The organism is Micromonospora sp. WMMD708 (assembly GCF_049315245.1).
GTDB classification, from domain to species: domain Bacteria; phylum Actinomycetota; class Actinomycetes; order Mycobacteriales; family Micromonosporaceae; genus Micromonospora; species Micromonospora wenchangensis.
Window position 1 is genome coordinate 6,336,667 of record NZ_CP186060.1, and the last position, 14,689, is coordinate 6,351,355.

Sequence of the window (14,689 nt, forward strand, 5' to 3'; positions counted from 1 at the left end):
CGGGGGCGGCGATGGGGCGGTCGGACCGGTCGACCGTCAGGCGGCAGGGACGGGCCTACGGCGACGGAAGAGCAGCATCATCAGCCAGCCGGCGAGCAGTCCCCAGAACGCCCCACCCACGCCGAGCAGGCTCACCCCCGAGGCGGTGACCACGAAGGTGACCACGGCGGCCTCCCGGCTCCGGGGATCGGGAACGACCGACGGCACGGTGACGGACTCCGGCAGAGCGGCGGACGCCGGCGCCGGCAGGACAGGGGTCGCGGGTGCCGGCAGAGCGGCGGACGCCGGGACGGAGGTCGCGGGAGCGGGGGGTGCGGGAGCGGAGGTCGCGGGAGCGGGGGGCATGGCGGCAGCGGGGCGCGTGGCGGGCGCGCGGGGCGTGGTCAGGGCTGCGGAGAGGGCACCGGCCAACGCGCCCAGCAGCGCCAGCCCGGCGACCGCCTCGATGAGCACCGGCGGGGAGAGCAGCACCAGCGTGGTCGCCGCGCCCGCGCCGAGCCCGAGCAGCGCCAGGCCGATGCCGGCGGTCACCGAGGCGATCCAGCGCCGGTCCGGATCGGGGTGGGCGTCGGGGCCGGCCGCGAGAGCGGCGGTGATCGCGGCCAGGTTGACCGCGTGCCCGCCGGTGGCGGCACCGAGCGCACTGGCCAGCCCGGTGGCGCGCAGCGCCGGGGCCAGCGGCGGCCGGTAGCCGAAGCCGCGCAGCACCGCCGTCCCGGGCACGTTCTGCGCGGCCATGGTGACCAGGAACAGGGGCAACGCCAGGCCGATCACGGCGGGCAGGGTGAACGCCGGCACGGTCGGCGACACCACCGGCCGCAGGTCGCCGGGGGTGACCCCCACGCCGGTCGTGGTCAGGCCGATCACCACCGCCGCCGCCACCAGCGCGGCCGGGACCGCCCACCGGGGGGCGAACCGGTGCAGCACCAGCCAGGTGACGATCACCGGGGCGGCCAGGGCCGGGACCTCGACCAGCGCGCGTACCGGGGCGGTGCACAGCGGCAGCAGCACCCCGGCCAGCATCGCGGCCGCCACCGGGGCAGGGATGGCGGCCACCGCCCGGCCCAGGGCGGGGAAGAGGCCGGCGGTGACGATGAGCAGCCCGCACAGCGCGAACGCGCCCACGGCGGCGGGCCACCCGCCGGGGACCGGCCCGGTGGCGACCAGCAGCGCCGCGCCCGGCGTGGACCAGGCGATCGCGATCGGCATCCGGTGCCGCAGCCCGAGCCAGGTCGCACAGATCCCGGCGGCGACGCTCACCGTGAGCAGCCCGGAGGCGGCCTGTGCCTCGCTGGCGCCGACCGCCCGCAGCCCGGCGAGCACGACGGTGAACGAGCTGGCGAAGCCGACCACGGCGGTCACCACGCCGGCCAGCAGCGGTTGCAACCGATCCCCCACCACGTTCCCCCTCGCACCCGGTCGCCCGTCGTTCCGTTTACGGAACAGCGGCGTGTAGCACCATAGCCGGATGACCCCGTCCCGCCCAGCCCGCCGGCCCGCGCTCGACACCGACGCCGGGGCGGTCGGGCACCGGCTACGCGCGCTGCGGATGGAACGCGGGGTCTCCCTCTCCACGCTGGCCCGTACCGCCGGGGTCGGGAAGGCCACCCTCTCGGCGCTGGAGAACGGCACCCGCAACCCCACCCTGGAGACGCTCTACGCGATCACCGCCCAGCTCGGCGTACCCCTGGCGGCCGTACTCGCCGGGCCCGCCGCCACCCCGACCGTGCGGGGCACCACGGTCGTCGCCACCCTGCTGGAGTCGTTCACCGACACCGACGCCAGTTACGAGCTGTACCGGCTGCGGGTCCGCCCCGGCGGGGAACAGGTCTCCCCCGCCCACCAGCCGGGGGTCACCGAACACGTCACGGTCTTCGCCGGGGTGCTCCGTGCCGGCCCGGTCGACACCCCGCTGACCGCCGCCGCCGGTGGACACCTGCGCTGGACCTCCGACGTACCGCACGGCTACGCCGCCCTCGGCGACGAGGAGGTCGCCGCCAGCCTGCTGCTGCGCTACCCCCGCACCTGACCCGCGCCGGGCACCCGGTGCTGCACCGCCCAGAGCGCCGCCTCGGTACGCGACGCCGAACCTGTCTTGCGCAGCAGGTTCGACACGTGCACGGTCACCGTCCGCACCGAGATGCCCAATGCCCGCGCGGCCTGCTTGTTGGACATCCCGGCGACCAGGCAGCCCAACACCTCGACCTCCCGGCCGGTCAGCTCGGCCTCGGGCGGGGCGGCGGCCCGGGGCGACGGCATCCGCAGGTGCTCCGGCAACGGTTCCCGGACCAGCGCGTCCAGCCCCCGGCCGGCGTGCACCGCCAGCAACTCGGTGAGCGCGTACGGGTTGCCGCCGGTGCGTTGCCAGACGTCGGCACAGACCCGCGCCGGGGGTGGGCCGTCGCCGTACACCTGGGTGAGGATCTCGGCCACCTCGGCGACGCCGAGCGGGCCGAGATGCTGGCGCACCGCGCCGCGTACCCCGCAGAGGCGGGCCAGGACGCGGCGGGTGAGGTCGGGTGCGACCGCGTCGGCCGGCGGCCGGCTCGCCACCACCAACAGCGCCCGCAACTGCGGCGCGGTGGCCAGCTCGACGACCAGGTTGAGGCTGGCCGGGTCGAGATCGTGCAGGTCCTCCACCACCAGCACGGCCGGGCCGGCACCCACCAGCGACCGGACGGTACGCACGGCGAGCCGGAGCAGCGTGCCGGGGGCGTACCGCTCGCGCGGCGCGGCCGGGTGCTGGGCCAGCCAGGCGAGCGCGTCGGACGGCAGGTCGAGCGCGCCGACGTCGCGGACGCTGAGCACCGCCGCCAGCCAGTCGTAGGGGGCCGGATCGTGCACCCGTGCCGTCCCGGTGAGGATCACCGCCGGCCGGGGGGAGAGACCCTCGACGGCCGCCGCGACCAGCCGACTCTTGCCCACCCCGGCGGCCCCGGTGATGACCGTGACGGCGGGGGCCGACCGGCCCGTACCGGCCACGGTGGACCACGCCCGGTCGAGCTCGGCGAGCTCTCCGACGCGACCCACCATGGACACCGGGATCATTTCTCCCACCCTACGTACTAGTGCGTAGAGACGGAGCGAGGGTGTATCCGGCAAGCTTGTCCCATGACGCTGATCCTCCGCTCGGCCATCCTCAACGACGTCGGCCTGGTCCGCACCAACAACGAGGACTCGGCCCTCGCCGGTGAACGCCTGGTCGCGGTGGCGGACGGCATGGGTGGGCTCCCCGCCGGCGAGGTGGCCAGCGAGATCGTCATCCGCATCCTGGACGAGCTGGTCCCACCCACCGGCACGGACGAGGCCGCCGAGGCGCTGCGGGCCGTGGTCTCCACCGCCAACCGGCGCATCCGGGCGGCGATCTCCGCCGACCCGGCCCGCGAGGGCATGGGTACGACGCTGACCGCCGCCCTGCTCGCCGGGGACACCCTGGTCCTCGCCCAGGTCGGCGACTCCCGGTGCTACCTGCTGCGCGACGGGGAACTCACCCAGCTCACCCGGGACGACACCTTCGTCCAGGCTCTTGTCGACCAGGGCGCGCTCTCCCCCGACCAGGCCCGCCACCACCCGCAGCGTTCCCTGGTCACCCGGGCGGTGCAGGGGGCGGACGCACCCCCGGCGATCGGGGTGCTGACCGTGTTCCCCGGGGACCGGGTGCTGCTGTGCAGCGACGGGCTCTCCGACTACGTGGCCGACGAGGCGATCCACGGGGCGCTCGTCACCTACCAGGACCGCCGGCACTGCGGTGAGCAACTGGTGAAGCTGGCCCACCAGGCCGGCGCGCCGGACAACGTCACCGTGGTGGTGTCCGACGTGACCGAGGGCTGAACCCGGCCAACCGGGTTGCGGCCGACCGCCGGCCGGGTTGGGATGGACGGATGCTCATCCGTCGCCTGGCCGCCGAGGAACGACTGACCACCAGCTTCCCGCTCCAGGCGTACGCCTTCGAGGCGACCCCGCCGAGCCGGGAGCGGGTCGACGCGTTCCACCGCTACCTGCCGTACAACAAGGGCAACCGGACCCTGGTGGTGGAGGAGGGCGGCGAGGCGCGGGCCACCGCCAGCGCGGTGCCGATGCGGCAGAACCTGCGCGGCGCGGTGCTGCCGATGGCCGGGGTCGCCGGGATCGCCACCCACCCGCTGGCCCGCCGCCAGGGGTACGTCCGCGCCCTGCTCTGCCAGCTCCTCGACGAGATGCGCGACGGCGGACACCCGGTGACCGCGCTGTACCCGTTCCGGGCCAGCTTCTACGAGCGGTTCGGCTACGTGGGGCTGCCCCGGGCGCGTACCGTCCGGTTCTCCCCGGCCGACCTGGCCCCGCTGCTGCGTGCCGAGCTGCCCGGCACGGTGGGCTGGGAACGGATCGGCGTCGGCTATCCGCACTACCGCTCGTTCACCGAACGGTGCCTGCGGGAGCGGCACGGTTTCGCGATCTTCCCCGACTTCCGGGACGTGGGGCTGCGGGACCGGGACGACAGGTGGCTGATCACCGCGACCGTCGACGGCAGCGTGGTCGGTGCGCTCACCTACCGGATCGACGACCACGGTGGCGAACTGGTCGGCGACGACCTGCTCGCCGCCGACCCGTACGCCCGGGCCCTGCTGTTGCAGTTCCTCGCCCGGCACGTCGACCAGGTGGAACGGATCAGTCTCCGGGTGCCCGCCGACGAGCTGCCCGAGCTGTGGCTGACCGACCTGGCCGTGCACGTCGAGGCCCGGGTGTCCCGACCCGGGTCGCCGGCGCCGATGGCCCGCCTGCTGAGCGTGGACGCCCTCGCCGGATTGCCCGCCGGGCCGGGCCGGGTGCGGGTGGACCTGGTCGACGACCGGTGGCTCGCCGGCACCCACCTGCTCGACGGGGTCGACGGGCGGTTGGCGTTGGCTCCCGGCGGCCGGACGGCGGTGACCGGCGGCGGCCCGGTGCCGACCGCGACGCTCACCGCCGCCGGGTTGTCCGCGCTGGCGTACGGGGTGCTCGACCCGGCCGAGGTGCACATCCGGGGGCTGGGCGAGGTCGGCCCGGCGGCGGCGGACGAGTTGCGTCGGCTGTTTCCCCGCGCGCTGCCCTACCTGTTCGCCGACTTCTGAGCGGCCGGCCCCGGCGGGGCTGCCGGGGTCTGGTTGACGCGGTGCGGGGGCGGGTACGGTCCCCGGAATGCCGCAGTGGTTGCAAGCCGGGGCGTGGGGCCTGCTGGCCGGTTCCGCGCTCCTGGTCGGGGCGGCCGTCGGGTTCTTCCTGCCGGTGCCCCGCAAGGTCGTCGCGTCGATCATGGCGTTCGGTGCGGGGGTCCTGCTCTCCGCCGTCTCGTTCGAGTTGATCGCCGAGGCGCACGAGCAGGGTGGACTGCTGCCGACCGCGATCGGGGCGGCGGGCGGGGCGTTGGCGTACACGGGGGCCAACCTGCTCCTCGCCCGACGGGGTGCCCGGCACCGGAAACGCTCCGGCGCGGAACAACCCTCCGAGCGGGAGCAGCCCGGTTCGGGTTCGGCGATCGCGGTGGGTGCGCTGCTCGACGGCGTACCCGAGTCGGTGGTGATCGGCGCGAGCCTGCTGGCCGGCGGCCCGGTCAGCCTGGTCACGGTGGCCGCGGTCTTCCTCAGCAACGTGCCGGAGGGCCTGTCGAGCGCCGCCGGCATGCGCCGGGCCGGCCGTTCCCGCCGGTACGTCTTCGGCCTCTGGACGGCGATCGCCCTGGTCAGCGGGGTCGCCGCGCTGCTCGGCAACACCCTGCTGGGTGGTGCGCCGCCGGAGCTGCTGGCCACCATCACGGCGTTGGCCGCCGGGGCGATCCTCGCGATGATCACCGACACCATGGTCCCGGAGGCGTTCGAGGACGCCCACCTGCTGGTCGGCCTGATCACCGTGCTGGGCTTCCTGACCGCCTTCGCCCTCTCCCACGCCTGACGGCTCGGCCGCCGGTGGCGCAGGTCAGTAGGGGTCGCCCTGGCCGGGGACGCGGCCCCGGAGCAGGCCGGCGGCCCGGCCGGGCAGGTCGGCGACGCCGGACATCGGCGGGCCGGCGGTGTGCGCGCCGTCGGCCATCCCGGCGAACAGTTCCCGCAACGCGGCCACCGCGTCGACCTGCGGCCGCCAGCCGAGTTCGGTCTCGGCCCGTTCGCTGGACATCAGCGGCGCGGCGAGCCCCAGCCCGACCCAGCCCGCGTCCACGGGTTGCAGCCGGCACCGCCAGGTCAGCGCGGCGGCGGCGCGCAGCACCGGGGCGGCCACCGGCACCGTCCAGCCCCTGAAGTGCCGGGCCACCAGCTCCGGGGTCAGCACCGGGTCCGCAGCGACGTTGAACGCGCCGCGCGCCTCGCCGAGGACCGCCCGGGCGTACGCGTCGGCGACGTCGTCGGCGTGCACCGCCTGCACCCGCAGCCGCCGGTTGGCCGGTACGAGCGGGATCCGTCCGTACCGCAGCAACCGTACCGGGGCCAGCGGCCCGAGGAAGTACCTGGTGATCTCGGTGCCGGCGTCCCGTTGGAAGATCAGGCCGGGGCGCAGCCGGACCACCCGGAGCTGCGGGTGGGCGGCCTCGACGGTGTCCAGCATCGCCTCCACCTCGGCCTTGTCCCGGCTGTACGAGGAGCCGGGTACCCCGGTCGCCGGCCACCGCTCACTGACCGGGTGGTCCTTCGGGCCGGGCGCGTAGGTGCCGACCGACGAGGCGTACACCAGGGCGGGCACCCCGGCCCGGACGGTGGCTTCGGTCACCGCGCGACTGCCGCCGACGTTGGTCCGGTGCAGGGTGCGCTGGTCGTGGCTGGGCTGGATCTGCCAGGCCAGATGCACCACCGCGTCGGCCCGCGTGAAGATCGCGGTGAGCTGGTCGACCGCGCCGGGCGCGCCGATGTCGCAGGAGTGCCACCGCACCCCGGCGTAGGGCGCGCCGGCGTCGGGGCCGGGCAGCCGGCGGGCGACGCCGACCAGGTCGAGTCCCGGTTCCCGACCCAGCCGGCGCAGCACCGCCGTGCCCACGTTGCCGGTGGCCCCCACGATCACGATCCGCATGCCGGGTCCGGTACCCGCTGGGCCGTGCGCCAACCCCGCCGGGGCGGATCGTGGGTCAGCCGCCGGCCGGGGTACGGGCCGGACCGTTGTCGACCAGCCGGAACGTGCTGCGCAGCGGCGCGTCGCCCAACTCTTCGAGGATCAGGCCCCGGCTGGGCGAGAACTGGAGGAACGCCGAGTCGTTGCTGATCGCGTACGCGCCCTTGCCCTTGCTGACGATGCTGAACAGCTGCGTGGGTCGACTCTTGTCGCAGGCCGTCCCCTCGACGGTGAGCGGCTTGCCGTTGCCGGGGTTGAGCACCTGCCAGCAGGCCGGGTCGTCGTTGGCGGGGTGGCCGTCGCGCCGGCCGTACGCCTTGATCAGGTACTTGCCGCCGCCGGCCGGCGTCGGGACGAACAGTTGGCGTCCGCTGTCGTCGTCGACCTCGACGAGCGCGCCGCCGTCGAGGGCCACCCCGGACTCGGCGGCCTGCACCCGGACGATGGTGACCTCCCGCCTGCCGGACAGCACCCCGCCGGCACCGGCCGTGGCCGACGGCTTCCCGGCGGGCCGGGACGGGCTCGCCGACGTCGACGCCGGGGGCGCGGTCGGGTCGGGTGCCGTCGTGGCGGTGGGCGTCACCGCGTCGGAGGGCGTCACCGACCCCGACGGCGTGGCCGTGGCCGACCCGTCGGCGGCCGGCGTGCCGCCGTCCCCGCAGGCCACCAGCGCCCCGGAGCACGCCAGCACCGCGACCCCGGTGACCCACTTCAGCTTCGACATCCCCTGCTCCTCCACCGGCGACCCCGCGCGGGTGCGCGGAGTGTCCACTGCGCTCCATCCGGATGATGGACGCGCCACAGCATCGAACGTGACGCCGGTGACCCCCCGGCGGTTTCCCCGTACCCGGGGGAACCGGAATCTATCTGCGCCACCGCGCCCCGGGCCGGCTCCGGCGGCATCCACAGTGACCCGGGTCACGTCAATGCCGGGTTCTTCCATCGACCGTGACCCCTGCCAAATGGCTGACCAGTAAGAACGGCACGACCGTCCACTGTCGTCGAATCGAGGGCGGGTGCGGGCCCGGATAGACGGTAGGGTTGGCACACATCGGCGTCGACCAGTGGCGTAGGACCGCCGCTGTCTGTGGCTTGACCAGGATTGGATACGACGACTTTGGTGCACAAACAGGCCGACCGCGAAGAACCGCGCCGCGCCTCAGACGACCAGGCCGCACCGACGACACCGGGTCGCCGTGCCGGTCGACCGCAGTCGATCAAACGACGCGTGATCAGGCTGGTGCTCATTCCCAGCGTCGTCGCCCTGGTGGTCTGGCTCGTCGCCTCCGGTTATCTCATCTTCCAGGGCTTCTACAACCGCCAGGTCGCCAACAGCGTCCGGCAGGTGTCGATCCCGGCGGTCTCCGCGTTGTCCTCGATCCAGCAGGAACGGCGGCTGAGTGTCAGTTACCTCACCCAGCCGTCCCGGGATCTCAGCCGGCTCATCGAGCAGCGGCAGCAGACCGACCAGCGGGTGGCCGCCCTGCGCCCCGCCGCCGACGCCGCGCTGGGAAACGCCCCGGACTCGATCGTGACCCGGTGGGAGACGCTCGCCGGCCTGCTCGACGAATTGGCGAGCGTGCGGAGCACCATCGATTCCCGGTCGGCCAACGGGACGGGTGTCTACGATTTCTACAACCGTCTGCTCGACGCCGCGACCGACCTCTTCGACACCCAGGCGAGAATCGTCCCCGACGCCGCCGCAGCCCAGGGCGGTATCGCGGCGACCGAGGCCTTCCGCGCCAGTGACCTGATGTCCCGGGCCGGTTCCACCATTGACGGCGCTTTCGGTGCCCGTACCCTCAGCCCGCAGGACCATCTCGACTTCACCAACCTGGTCGGGGCCTATCATGCCGGCCTCACCAACGTGGCTCCGCACCTCGAACCTCAAGCCCGGGAACGCTTTGCCGCGATCACCGCGAGCGACTCCTGGAAAGAACTCGTCGTGGCGGAAAACGCCCTGGTCAGCAATGGGCCGTGGCGTTCCGGCACACCGCGTGCCCTGTCGTTCAACCGGGCCCGGTGGGAAGCCCTCACCCGGCAGGTGTCCGACGATCTGATCAGCCTGACCGTGGTGCAGGCCGACACGGTCTCGGCGCGGACCCTGCGCACCGGCAACACCCAGCTGTTCACCGCCTCCCTGGGCAGTCTGGTCGCGCTGCTCGTCGTCATCGCCGCGATCATCTGGGCGATCCGGCAGTCGCAGATCCTGGTGGACCGGGCATTGTCGGTACGCCTCGCCCAGCTCGGCCGGGACGCCGAGGCGGTGGTCGACAAGCAGCTGCCGGCGATGATGGACCGGCTACGCCGACGGGAGAAGGTCGACCTCGCCTCCGAGCTGCCGCTGCCGGACTACGGCAGCGACGAGATCGGCCGGGTGGCCGAGGTGATCAACCGGTCGTTGCAGGCGGCGGCGGGGGCGGCGGTCGACGAGGCGAAGACCCGGGCGGCGGGTATCGCGATGCTGATGGGTGTGGCCCGCCGTCCGCAGCGCCCCCTGCAACGCGGCCTTAAGGTCATCGAGGACCTCCAGAACCGGATCGGCGACGAGAAGCTGCTGGCCGAACTGTTCGACATCAACCACCAGCTCACCCAGACCCGCCGGTTCCTGGAGAACCTCGTCATCCTGGCCGGCGGTCAGATCGGCCGCCGCTTCCAGAACCCGGTGCCGGTGCGCCGGGTGCTGCTGGCGGCCTTCGCGGAGGCCCAGCAGTACCAGCGCATCACCCTGCGCAGCGCGCCGGACGTGGCGGTCGCCGGGCCGGCGGTGGCCGGTACCGTCCACCTGATCGCCGAGCTGCTGGACAACGCGCTGGCGTTCTCGCCGCCCGAGACCACGGTCTGGGTGACCTGTATCGAGGTCAAGCGCGGCATCGCGGTGGAGATCGAGGACGCCGGCGTGGGCATGCGGGCGGACGCGTTGGAGCGGGCGAACGACCTGCTCGCCAACGCGCCGACCCCGGACGTGACGGCGCTGAAGGACGGCGCGCAGGTCGGCCTGCACGTGGTGGCGGAGCTGGCCAAGCGCGACGGCGTCCAGGTGAGCCTGCGGGCGTCGGCGTACGGCGGCCTGCTGGCGATCGTGCTGCTGCCCGACCGGGTGATCGTCACCGAGTCGTACGCCACCGAACTGGACCGTACCGACCCGGGCGTCCTGCCGCTCGGCACCGTCGCCACGGCGATGTCGCGGCCCGGTGTCGGCGCGGTGCTGCCGGTCGGCGGCGGCCGGCGGGAGCTGCACCCGGCCGCCGGGGCCCGACCCACCGCCGTGGCGACCACCGCACCGGGCGGGGCCGGGCGGACGCCGGCCGATCCCACCGGGGAGCGACACTCCGACCGCAGCGGGGGCATCATGACCGAAGTTCCGGCGCAGCGCGGCCCGGCCCGCAGCGGTTCGTCCGGCCCGCAGGTCGCCGACCGGCCGCCGCTGCCGCACCGCCGGCCGCAACAGCACCTCGCCCCCGAGTTGCGCGACGAGGGCCTGCCCGCGCAGAAGCCCGACGCCGCGCCGGCTCCCGCCCGGTCACCCGAGGAGGCCCGGGACCGGTTCAGCAGATACCAGAAGGCCTGGGCCGCCGGCCGGGCGGCGAAAAACGGGGACTCCGCCAGCAGAGACGACCAAGGCAGGAACGTATGACCCACTCGGCATCGCAGAACGATCTGACCTGGATCCTCGACGATCTGGTGGAGGTCCCTGACGTGGTCTACGCGGTCGTCCTGTCCACCGACGGGCTGATCGTGCAGAAGTCCACGTCGCTCCCGCAGGACGCCGGGGAACTGTTGGCCGCCGGCGCGTCTTCCCTGCACAGCATCGCCGCGGGGATGGGCCGCCGGTTCGACAGCGGCCCGGTCCAACAGGTCATCATCGAGTACGAGGGACGGACCCTGTTCGTCGCCGCCGCCGGCCAGAACGCGCGGCTGGCGGTGCTCTGTGAACAGTCCGTCGACATGGGCACCGTCGCGTACGAGATGAGCCGCCTGGTGACCCGCATCGGTGACTATCTCGGCTCCGAGGCCCGCCTCGACGGTCCGCTACTCACCGACCGACCCGGGTCGAAACCATGAGTCACGACATGTGGGACGGCGACGACGAGGCGGAGGCCGGCCGGCTGGTGCCGTTGTACATCCTCGTCAACGGGCGGACGAGCCCCCGCAACACCAGCCTCGACCTGGCCACCCAGGTCATCGCCCTGCCGGCCGACCAGAGTCGGCTGGAACTGGAGTACCGGGAGATCCTGCACCAGTGCACGGGGTGGATCTCCATCGCCGAGATCGGCGCCTACCTGCACCGGCCGCTCGCCATCACCAAGGTGATGGTCGACGTGCTCCACGAGCAGGGGTTTCTGGACATCGGCTCACCGGCGCAGGAGAAGATCGCCGACCGGTGGCTGCTGGAAACGGTTCTCGCCGGCCTGCAGCGGATATAGAAGAGGGACTGATACGCGTGGATCGGAAATCGGTGAAGGTCGTCGTGGCGGGCGGCTTCGGCACCGGCAAGACCACCCTGGTCGGCTCGGTCAGCGAGATCCCGCCACTGGTCACCGAGGAGGTCCTGACCCAGGCCAGCGTCGGCGTGGACGACCTCACCGGCGTGGAGGACAAGTCCAGCACGACCGTCGCCCTGGACTTCGGGCGGATCACCATCAGCAACGACGTGGTGCTCTACCTGTTCGGCACCCCGGGTCAGGACCGGTTCTGGTTCATCTGGGACGAGTTGGCCCAGGGGGCGGTGGGGGCGATCGTGCTGGTCGACACCCGCCGGCTCGGCACCAGTTTCCCGGCCGTCGACTACTTCGAACGGCGGGGCATCCCGTTCGTCGCCGCCGTCAACCGGTTCTTCGGTGAGTGCCCCTACACCGAGGCGGAGATCCGCGCCGCACTGGAACTGGACGAGACCGTGCCGCTGCTGTGGTGCGACGCCCGGGACCGGGCCTCCAGCAAGCAGGCGCTGATCGCGTTGGTGCGGCACGCCCTGTCCCGGCTGCCCACCACCGCCTGAGCGACCCGGCGGGTCCCGTCCCACCGGCTCCGGCCGCGCTGACCGGAGCCGGGCGTACCGGGTTCAGTCGGTGCCGCCGCCCGCCGTCGGAAGCTGCGCCAACCGCACCTTGAAGTGGCGGAGCAGGGGCGGTGACGAGACCACCCGGTAGCCGGGGACCCGACCGGGTTCCTTGGCGATGTCGGCGAGCACGGCGGCCACGTACTCGAAATGGGTGTCGGTGTAGACGCGGCGCGGGATGGCCAGGCGCACCAGTTCGAAGGGGGCCGGGGTGACCAACCGGTGCCGGTCGTCCATCCCGCCGAGGTAGAGCGAGCCCAGCTCGGCACAGCGGATGCCGCCGTCGAGGTAGAGCTGGCAGCCGAGGGCGTGCCCGGGGAACTCCGCCGGGGACAGGTGGGGCAGCAACCGGCCGGCGTTGAGGTAGAGGGCGTGGATGCCGGCGGGTTGCACGGTGTCCACCCCGGCCTCGTTGACCAGCCGGGCCAGCCGGGCGGTGGAGGCGGCCCGCGCCCGCAGGTACGCGGGGTCGACCACCTCGCGCAGCCCCTGGGCGAGCCGTTCGAGGTCGTGGCCGGCCAGCCCGCCGTAGGTGGAGAACCCCTCGGTGGCGATCAGGTTGGCCTCGCACCTGGCGAACAGGTCGTCGTCGCGCAATCCGATGAGCCCGCCGATGGCCGACAGGCCGTCCTTCTTGAGGCTCACCACGCAGCCGTCGGCGAGCCCGAAGGCGTGGCTGGCGATCTGCCGGGGTGTCCAGTCCCGGTAGCCTGGCTCGCGCTGCCCGACCAGCCAGGCGTTCTCGGCGAACCGTGCCGCGTCCAGGAAGAACGGCACCCCGTGCGCGCGGCACAGGTCGCGGACGGCGGTGAGGTTGGCCATCGACACCGGCTGCCCGCCGAGGCCGTTGTTGGTGATCGTGACGAGGACCAGCCCGACCCGGTCGCGTTCCGGCCCGGTGAGCGTGGCGGCCAACGCGTCGAGGTCGATGTCGCCCTTGAACGGGTCCGCGCTGTCGAGGTCGAACGCGGCCGGGCAGGGCAGGTCCCGGGCCTCCGCGCCGGCCAACGTGACGTTGGCCCGGGTGGTGTCGAAGTGGGTGTTGCTGAGGCAGAGCTGGCCCGGTTCAAGCAGGCTGGTGAAGAGCACGCGTTCGCCGGCCCGCCCCTGGTGCACGGGGAGCAGGTGCGGATAGCCGGTGAGGTCGCGTACCTCGTCGCGGAACCGGAACCAGGAGCGCGCGCCCGCGTAGGACTCGTCGCCGAGCGCGGCGGCGGCCTCCTGCGCGGCCGAGGTGGCCCCGGTGCCGGAGTCCGACAGCAGGTCGATGGTGATCTGGTCGGCGCGCAGCTCGAACGGGTTGTATCCGGCGTCCGCGAGGGCCTGCCGCCGCTGCTGCGGGTCGAGGAAGGGGATCGGTTCGACCACCTTGATCCGGTACGGGGGCAGCATCGCGTAGGCGTCGACGGGCACTGTTCGCTCCTCGGTGGACAGTCAGGGGTGTCCCGCGCCGGCCCGGCCGGTCGGGGTGGCCAGCGCCGTGCCGTCGACGGCCAACGGGCGGCGTACCGGTGGGGTCACCCGGTACGCCTCGGCGGACAGGTAGACGGTCACTCCCGGCCGGGGCGCGCCCAGCCGCAACGACAGGTGCGGGATCAACCCGACCCCGTCGCGCAGCGGCCGTCGGGCCACCGCGGCGAGTGCCCGGTCCAGCACGGCGTGACCGAAGCCGTAGCGGTCCAGCACGGTCACCACCCGGTCGTACGCCTCCTCGTCGTCGTCGACGTAGCCGCGGATCGGCACGTAGAGGCTGTAGCCGACCGGCCGGTCGATTCCCTCGACCAGGGTGTAGCTGCCCACCAGGGGAAGACCGGCGAACCGGGTCCGGCCGCCACCGGCCAACTCGACGAACTCGGCGAGCCGGGTCGCGTCCACGTCGTGGACGATCCCGGCGGCCCGGACGACGTCACGCACCTCGGCGTCGTGGTGGGTCAGGTAGAGCTTGACCCGGGCCTGGGCGTCGTCGTGCAGGTCGAGGGCGAAGAACGTCAGCCGGTCCCGGCGGCCCAGTTCGCCCGGCCGGATGCCGTGGTCGAGCATCGCCCGGTGGGACCTGCCGAGCCCGAGTCGGCGCAGCGCCTCGGAGATCAGGCCGGGTGCCCGGTCGACCCCCCGCAGCTCCGGGTTGAGGTAGACCTTGAACTCGGGCCGCCGGCCGTTGCGGAACACCAGTGAGCACCAGAGCGCGAAGGCGCCCTGCGGGTCGTCGGTGGTGAACAGGTCACGGACCGAATCCAGCCGGGACGTGGACAGGCCGGCACGGTGCGCCTGCCGGTCGAGGAACCGTCGGGTGGCGACCATGTTGGCCGACCGGCCGGGTGGTGCGCCCAGGGTCTCGCCGAGAATGCGCACGGTCGGCGGTTCGGTGGCGCTGAAGGCGATGGAGAACTCCACCGGGGTGTGGTCGTCGGCGACGTCGGACGGCCACTGTGGTGGAGCCGACAACGGCTGTGCACCGGCTGGTCCGAGTAGGTCTTCCAGCAGTTCCACCGGTTCTGCCGCAGCGATTCCGCCGGCCTCGCACAAACGCCTCAGCTGGTCGCCCAGACGATCGGAAAGGGACACCTCGTCCATCAA

The 14,689-nt window shown here is 73.4% G+C and carries 14 protein-coding genes; 8 read left to right on the top strand and 6 right to left on the bottom strand.

Features of this window, described 5'->3' with window-relative positions; all coding sequences use genetic code 11:
• Window positions 1–36 precede the first annotated feature (36 nt).
• Window positions 37–1,398 carry a benzoate/H(+) symporter BenE family transporter gene (locus tag ACN260_RS27995; RefSeq protein WP_422753793.1) on the bottom strand — a complete coding sequence of 454 codons (1,362 nt, stop codon included), beginning with the start codon at window positions 1,396–1,398 and terminating at the stop codon, window positions 37–39.
• Window positions 1,399–1,468: 70 nt separating this feature from the next.
• Between ACN260_RS27995 and ACN260_RS28000 the strand changes: the two genes are divergently transcribed.
• Window positions 1,469–2,029 carry a helix-turn-helix domain-containing protein gene (locus ACN260_RS28000; protein WP_422753794.1) on the top strand — a complete coding sequence of 187 codons (561 nt, stop codon included), beginning with the start codon at window positions 1,469–1,471 and terminating at the stop codon, window positions 2,027–2,029.
• Here ACN260_RS28000 and ACN260_RS28005 read toward each other — a convergent pair.
• Window positions 2,014–3,048, bottom strand: coding sequence for an AAA family ATPase (locus ACN260_RS28005; RefSeq protein ID WP_422753795.1), 1,035 nt, complete (start codon window positions 3,046–3,048; stop codon window positions 2,014–2,016). The genes ACN260_RS28000 and ACN260_RS28005 overlap by 16 nt on opposite strands.
• Window positions 3,049–3,111: 63 nt before the next feature.
• On the opposite strand from ACN260_RS28005, the gene ACN260_RS28010 reads away from it, so the two are divergent.
• The 3 genes from ACN260_RS28010 (at window position 3,112) to ACN260_RS28020 (ending at window position 5,907) form a co-directional block, all read left to right on the top strand.
• Complete coding sequence (locus ACN260_RS28010) at window positions 3,112–3,831, top strand: PP2C family protein-serine/threonine phosphatase (protein WP_422753796.1); 720 nt, start codon at window positions 3,112–3,114, stop codon at window positions 3,829–3,831.
• Window positions 3,832–3,881: 50 nt separating this feature from the next.
• Window positions 3,882–5,090 (top strand): GNAT family N-acetyltransferase, encoded by a 1,209-nt coding sequence (locus ACN260_RS28015; protein ID WP_422753797.1) that lies wholly within the window; start codon window positions 3,882–3,884, stop codon window positions 5,088–5,090.
• A gap of 67 nt (window positions 5,091–5,157) precedes the next feature.
• Window positions 5,158–5,907 (top strand): ZIP family metal transporter, encoded by a 750-nt coding sequence (locus ACN260_RS28020; RefSeq protein ID WP_422753798.1) that lies wholly within the window; start codon window positions 5,158–5,160, stop codon window positions 5,905–5,907.
• Window positions 5,908–5,931: 24 nt separating this feature from the next.
• Here the strand turns inward: ACN260_RS28020 and ACN260_RS28025 are convergent, their stop codons facing one another.
• On the bottom strand, window positions 5,932–7,014 hold the full coding sequence (locus ACN260_RS28025; protein WP_422753799.1) for an NAD-dependent epimerase/dehydratase family protein: 1,083 nt from the start codon (window positions 7,012–7,014) through the stop codon (window positions 5,932–5,934).
• A 55-nt stretch (window positions 7,015–7,069) separates the two neighbouring features.
• Complete coding sequence (locus ACN260_RS28030) at window positions 7,070–7,777, bottom strand: hypothetical protein (RefSeq protein ID WP_422753800.1); 708 nt, start codon at window positions 7,775–7,777, stop codon at window positions 7,070–7,072.
• 504 nt (window positions 7,778–8,281) lie between these two features.
• Between ACN260_RS28030 and ACN260_RS28035 the strand changes: the two genes are divergently transcribed.
• The 4 genes from ACN260_RS28035 to ACN260_RS28050 are packed head-to-tail and all read left to right on the top strand — an operon-like array spanning window position 8,282 to window position 12,052.
• On the top strand, window positions 8,282–10,690 hold the full coding sequence (locus ACN260_RS28035) for a nitrate- and nitrite sensing domain-containing protein (protein WP_422753801.1): 2,409 nt from the start codon (window positions 8,282–8,284) through the stop codon (window positions 10,688–10,690).
• Window positions 10,687–11,118 (top strand): roadblock/LC7 domain-containing protein, encoded by a 432-nt coding sequence (locus ACN260_RS28040; protein ID WP_204925689.1) that lies wholly within the window; start codon window positions 10,687–10,689, stop codon window positions 11,116–11,118. Before ACN260_RS28035 ends, ACN260_RS28040 begins: the two co-directional genes overlap by 4 nt.
• Entirely contained in the window at window positions 11,115–11,480 is a 366-nt protein-coding gene (locus tag ACN260_RS28045; protein WP_422753802.1) for a DUF742 domain-containing protein, read from the top strand. Before ACN260_RS28040 ends, ACN260_RS28045 begins: the two co-directional genes overlap by 4 nt.
• Window positions 11,481–11,491: 11 nt before the next feature.
• On the top strand, window positions 11,492–12,052 hold the full coding sequence (locus tag ACN260_RS28050; RefSeq protein ID WP_422756852.1) for a GTP-binding protein: 561 nt from the start codon (window positions 11,492–11,494) through the stop codon (window positions 12,050–12,052).
• 63 nt (window positions 12,053–12,115) lie between these two features.
• Here ACN260_RS28050 and ACN260_RS28055 read toward each other — a convergent pair whose 3' ends face one another.
• Together ACN260_RS28055 and ACN260_RS28060 are read right to left on the bottom strand one after the other, a co-directional pair.
• Entirely contained in the window at window positions 12,116–13,525 is a 1,410-nt protein-coding gene (locus ACN260_RS28055; RefSeq protein ID WP_422753803.1) for a tryptophanase, read from the bottom strand.
• Window positions 13,526–13,546: 21 nt separating this feature from the next.
• Window positions 13,547–14,686 (bottom strand): tryptophan dimethylallyltransferase family protein, encoded by a 1,140-nt coding sequence (locus tag ACN260_RS28060; protein WP_422753804.1) that lies wholly within the window; start codon window positions 14,684–14,686, stop codon window positions 13,547–13,549.
• Between the last annotated feature and the right edge of the window lie 3 nt (window positions 14,687–14,689).

Coding starts and splice junctions, on each gene's coding strand:
- ACN260_RS28000 (WP_422753794.1), top strand. CDS start 1,469: ATGACCCCGTCCCGCCCAGCCCGCCGGCCCGCGCTCGACACCGACGCC.
- ACN260_RS28005 (WP_422753795.1), bottom strand. CDS start 3,048: ATGATCCCGGTGTCCATGGTGGGTCGCGTCGGAGAGCTCGCCGAGCTC.
- ACN260_RS28010 (WP_422753796.1), top strand. CDS start 3,112: ATGACGCTGATCCTCCGCTCGGCCATCCTCAACGACGTCGGCCTGGTC.
- ACN260_RS28015 (WP_422753797.1), top strand. CDS start 3,882: ATGCTCATCCGTCGCCTGGCCGCCGAGGAACGACTGACCACCAGCTTC.
- ACN260_RS28020 (WP_422753798.1), top strand. CDS start 5,158: ATGCCGCAGTGGTTGCAAGCCGGGGCGTGGGGCCTGCTGGCCGGTTCC.
- ACN260_RS28025 (WP_422753799.1), bottom strand. CDS start 7,014: ATGCGGATCGTGATCGTGGGGGCCACCGGCAACGTGGGCACGGCGGTG.
- ACN260_RS28030 (WP_422753800.1), bottom strand. CDS start 7,777: ATGTCGAAGCTGAAGTGGGTCACCGGGGTCGCGGTGCTGGCGTGCTCC.
- ACN260_RS28040 (WP_204925689.1), top strand. CDS start 10,687: ATGACCCACTCGGCATCGCAGAACGATCTGACCTGGATCCTCGACGAT.
- ACN260_RS28045 (WP_422753802.1), top strand. CDS start 11,115: ATGAGTCACGACATGTGGGACGGCGACGACGAGGCGGAGGCCGGCCGG.
- ACN260_RS28060 (WP_422753804.1), bottom strand. CDS start 14,686: ATGGACGAGGTGTCCCTTTCCGATCGTCTGGGCGACCAGCTGAGGCGT.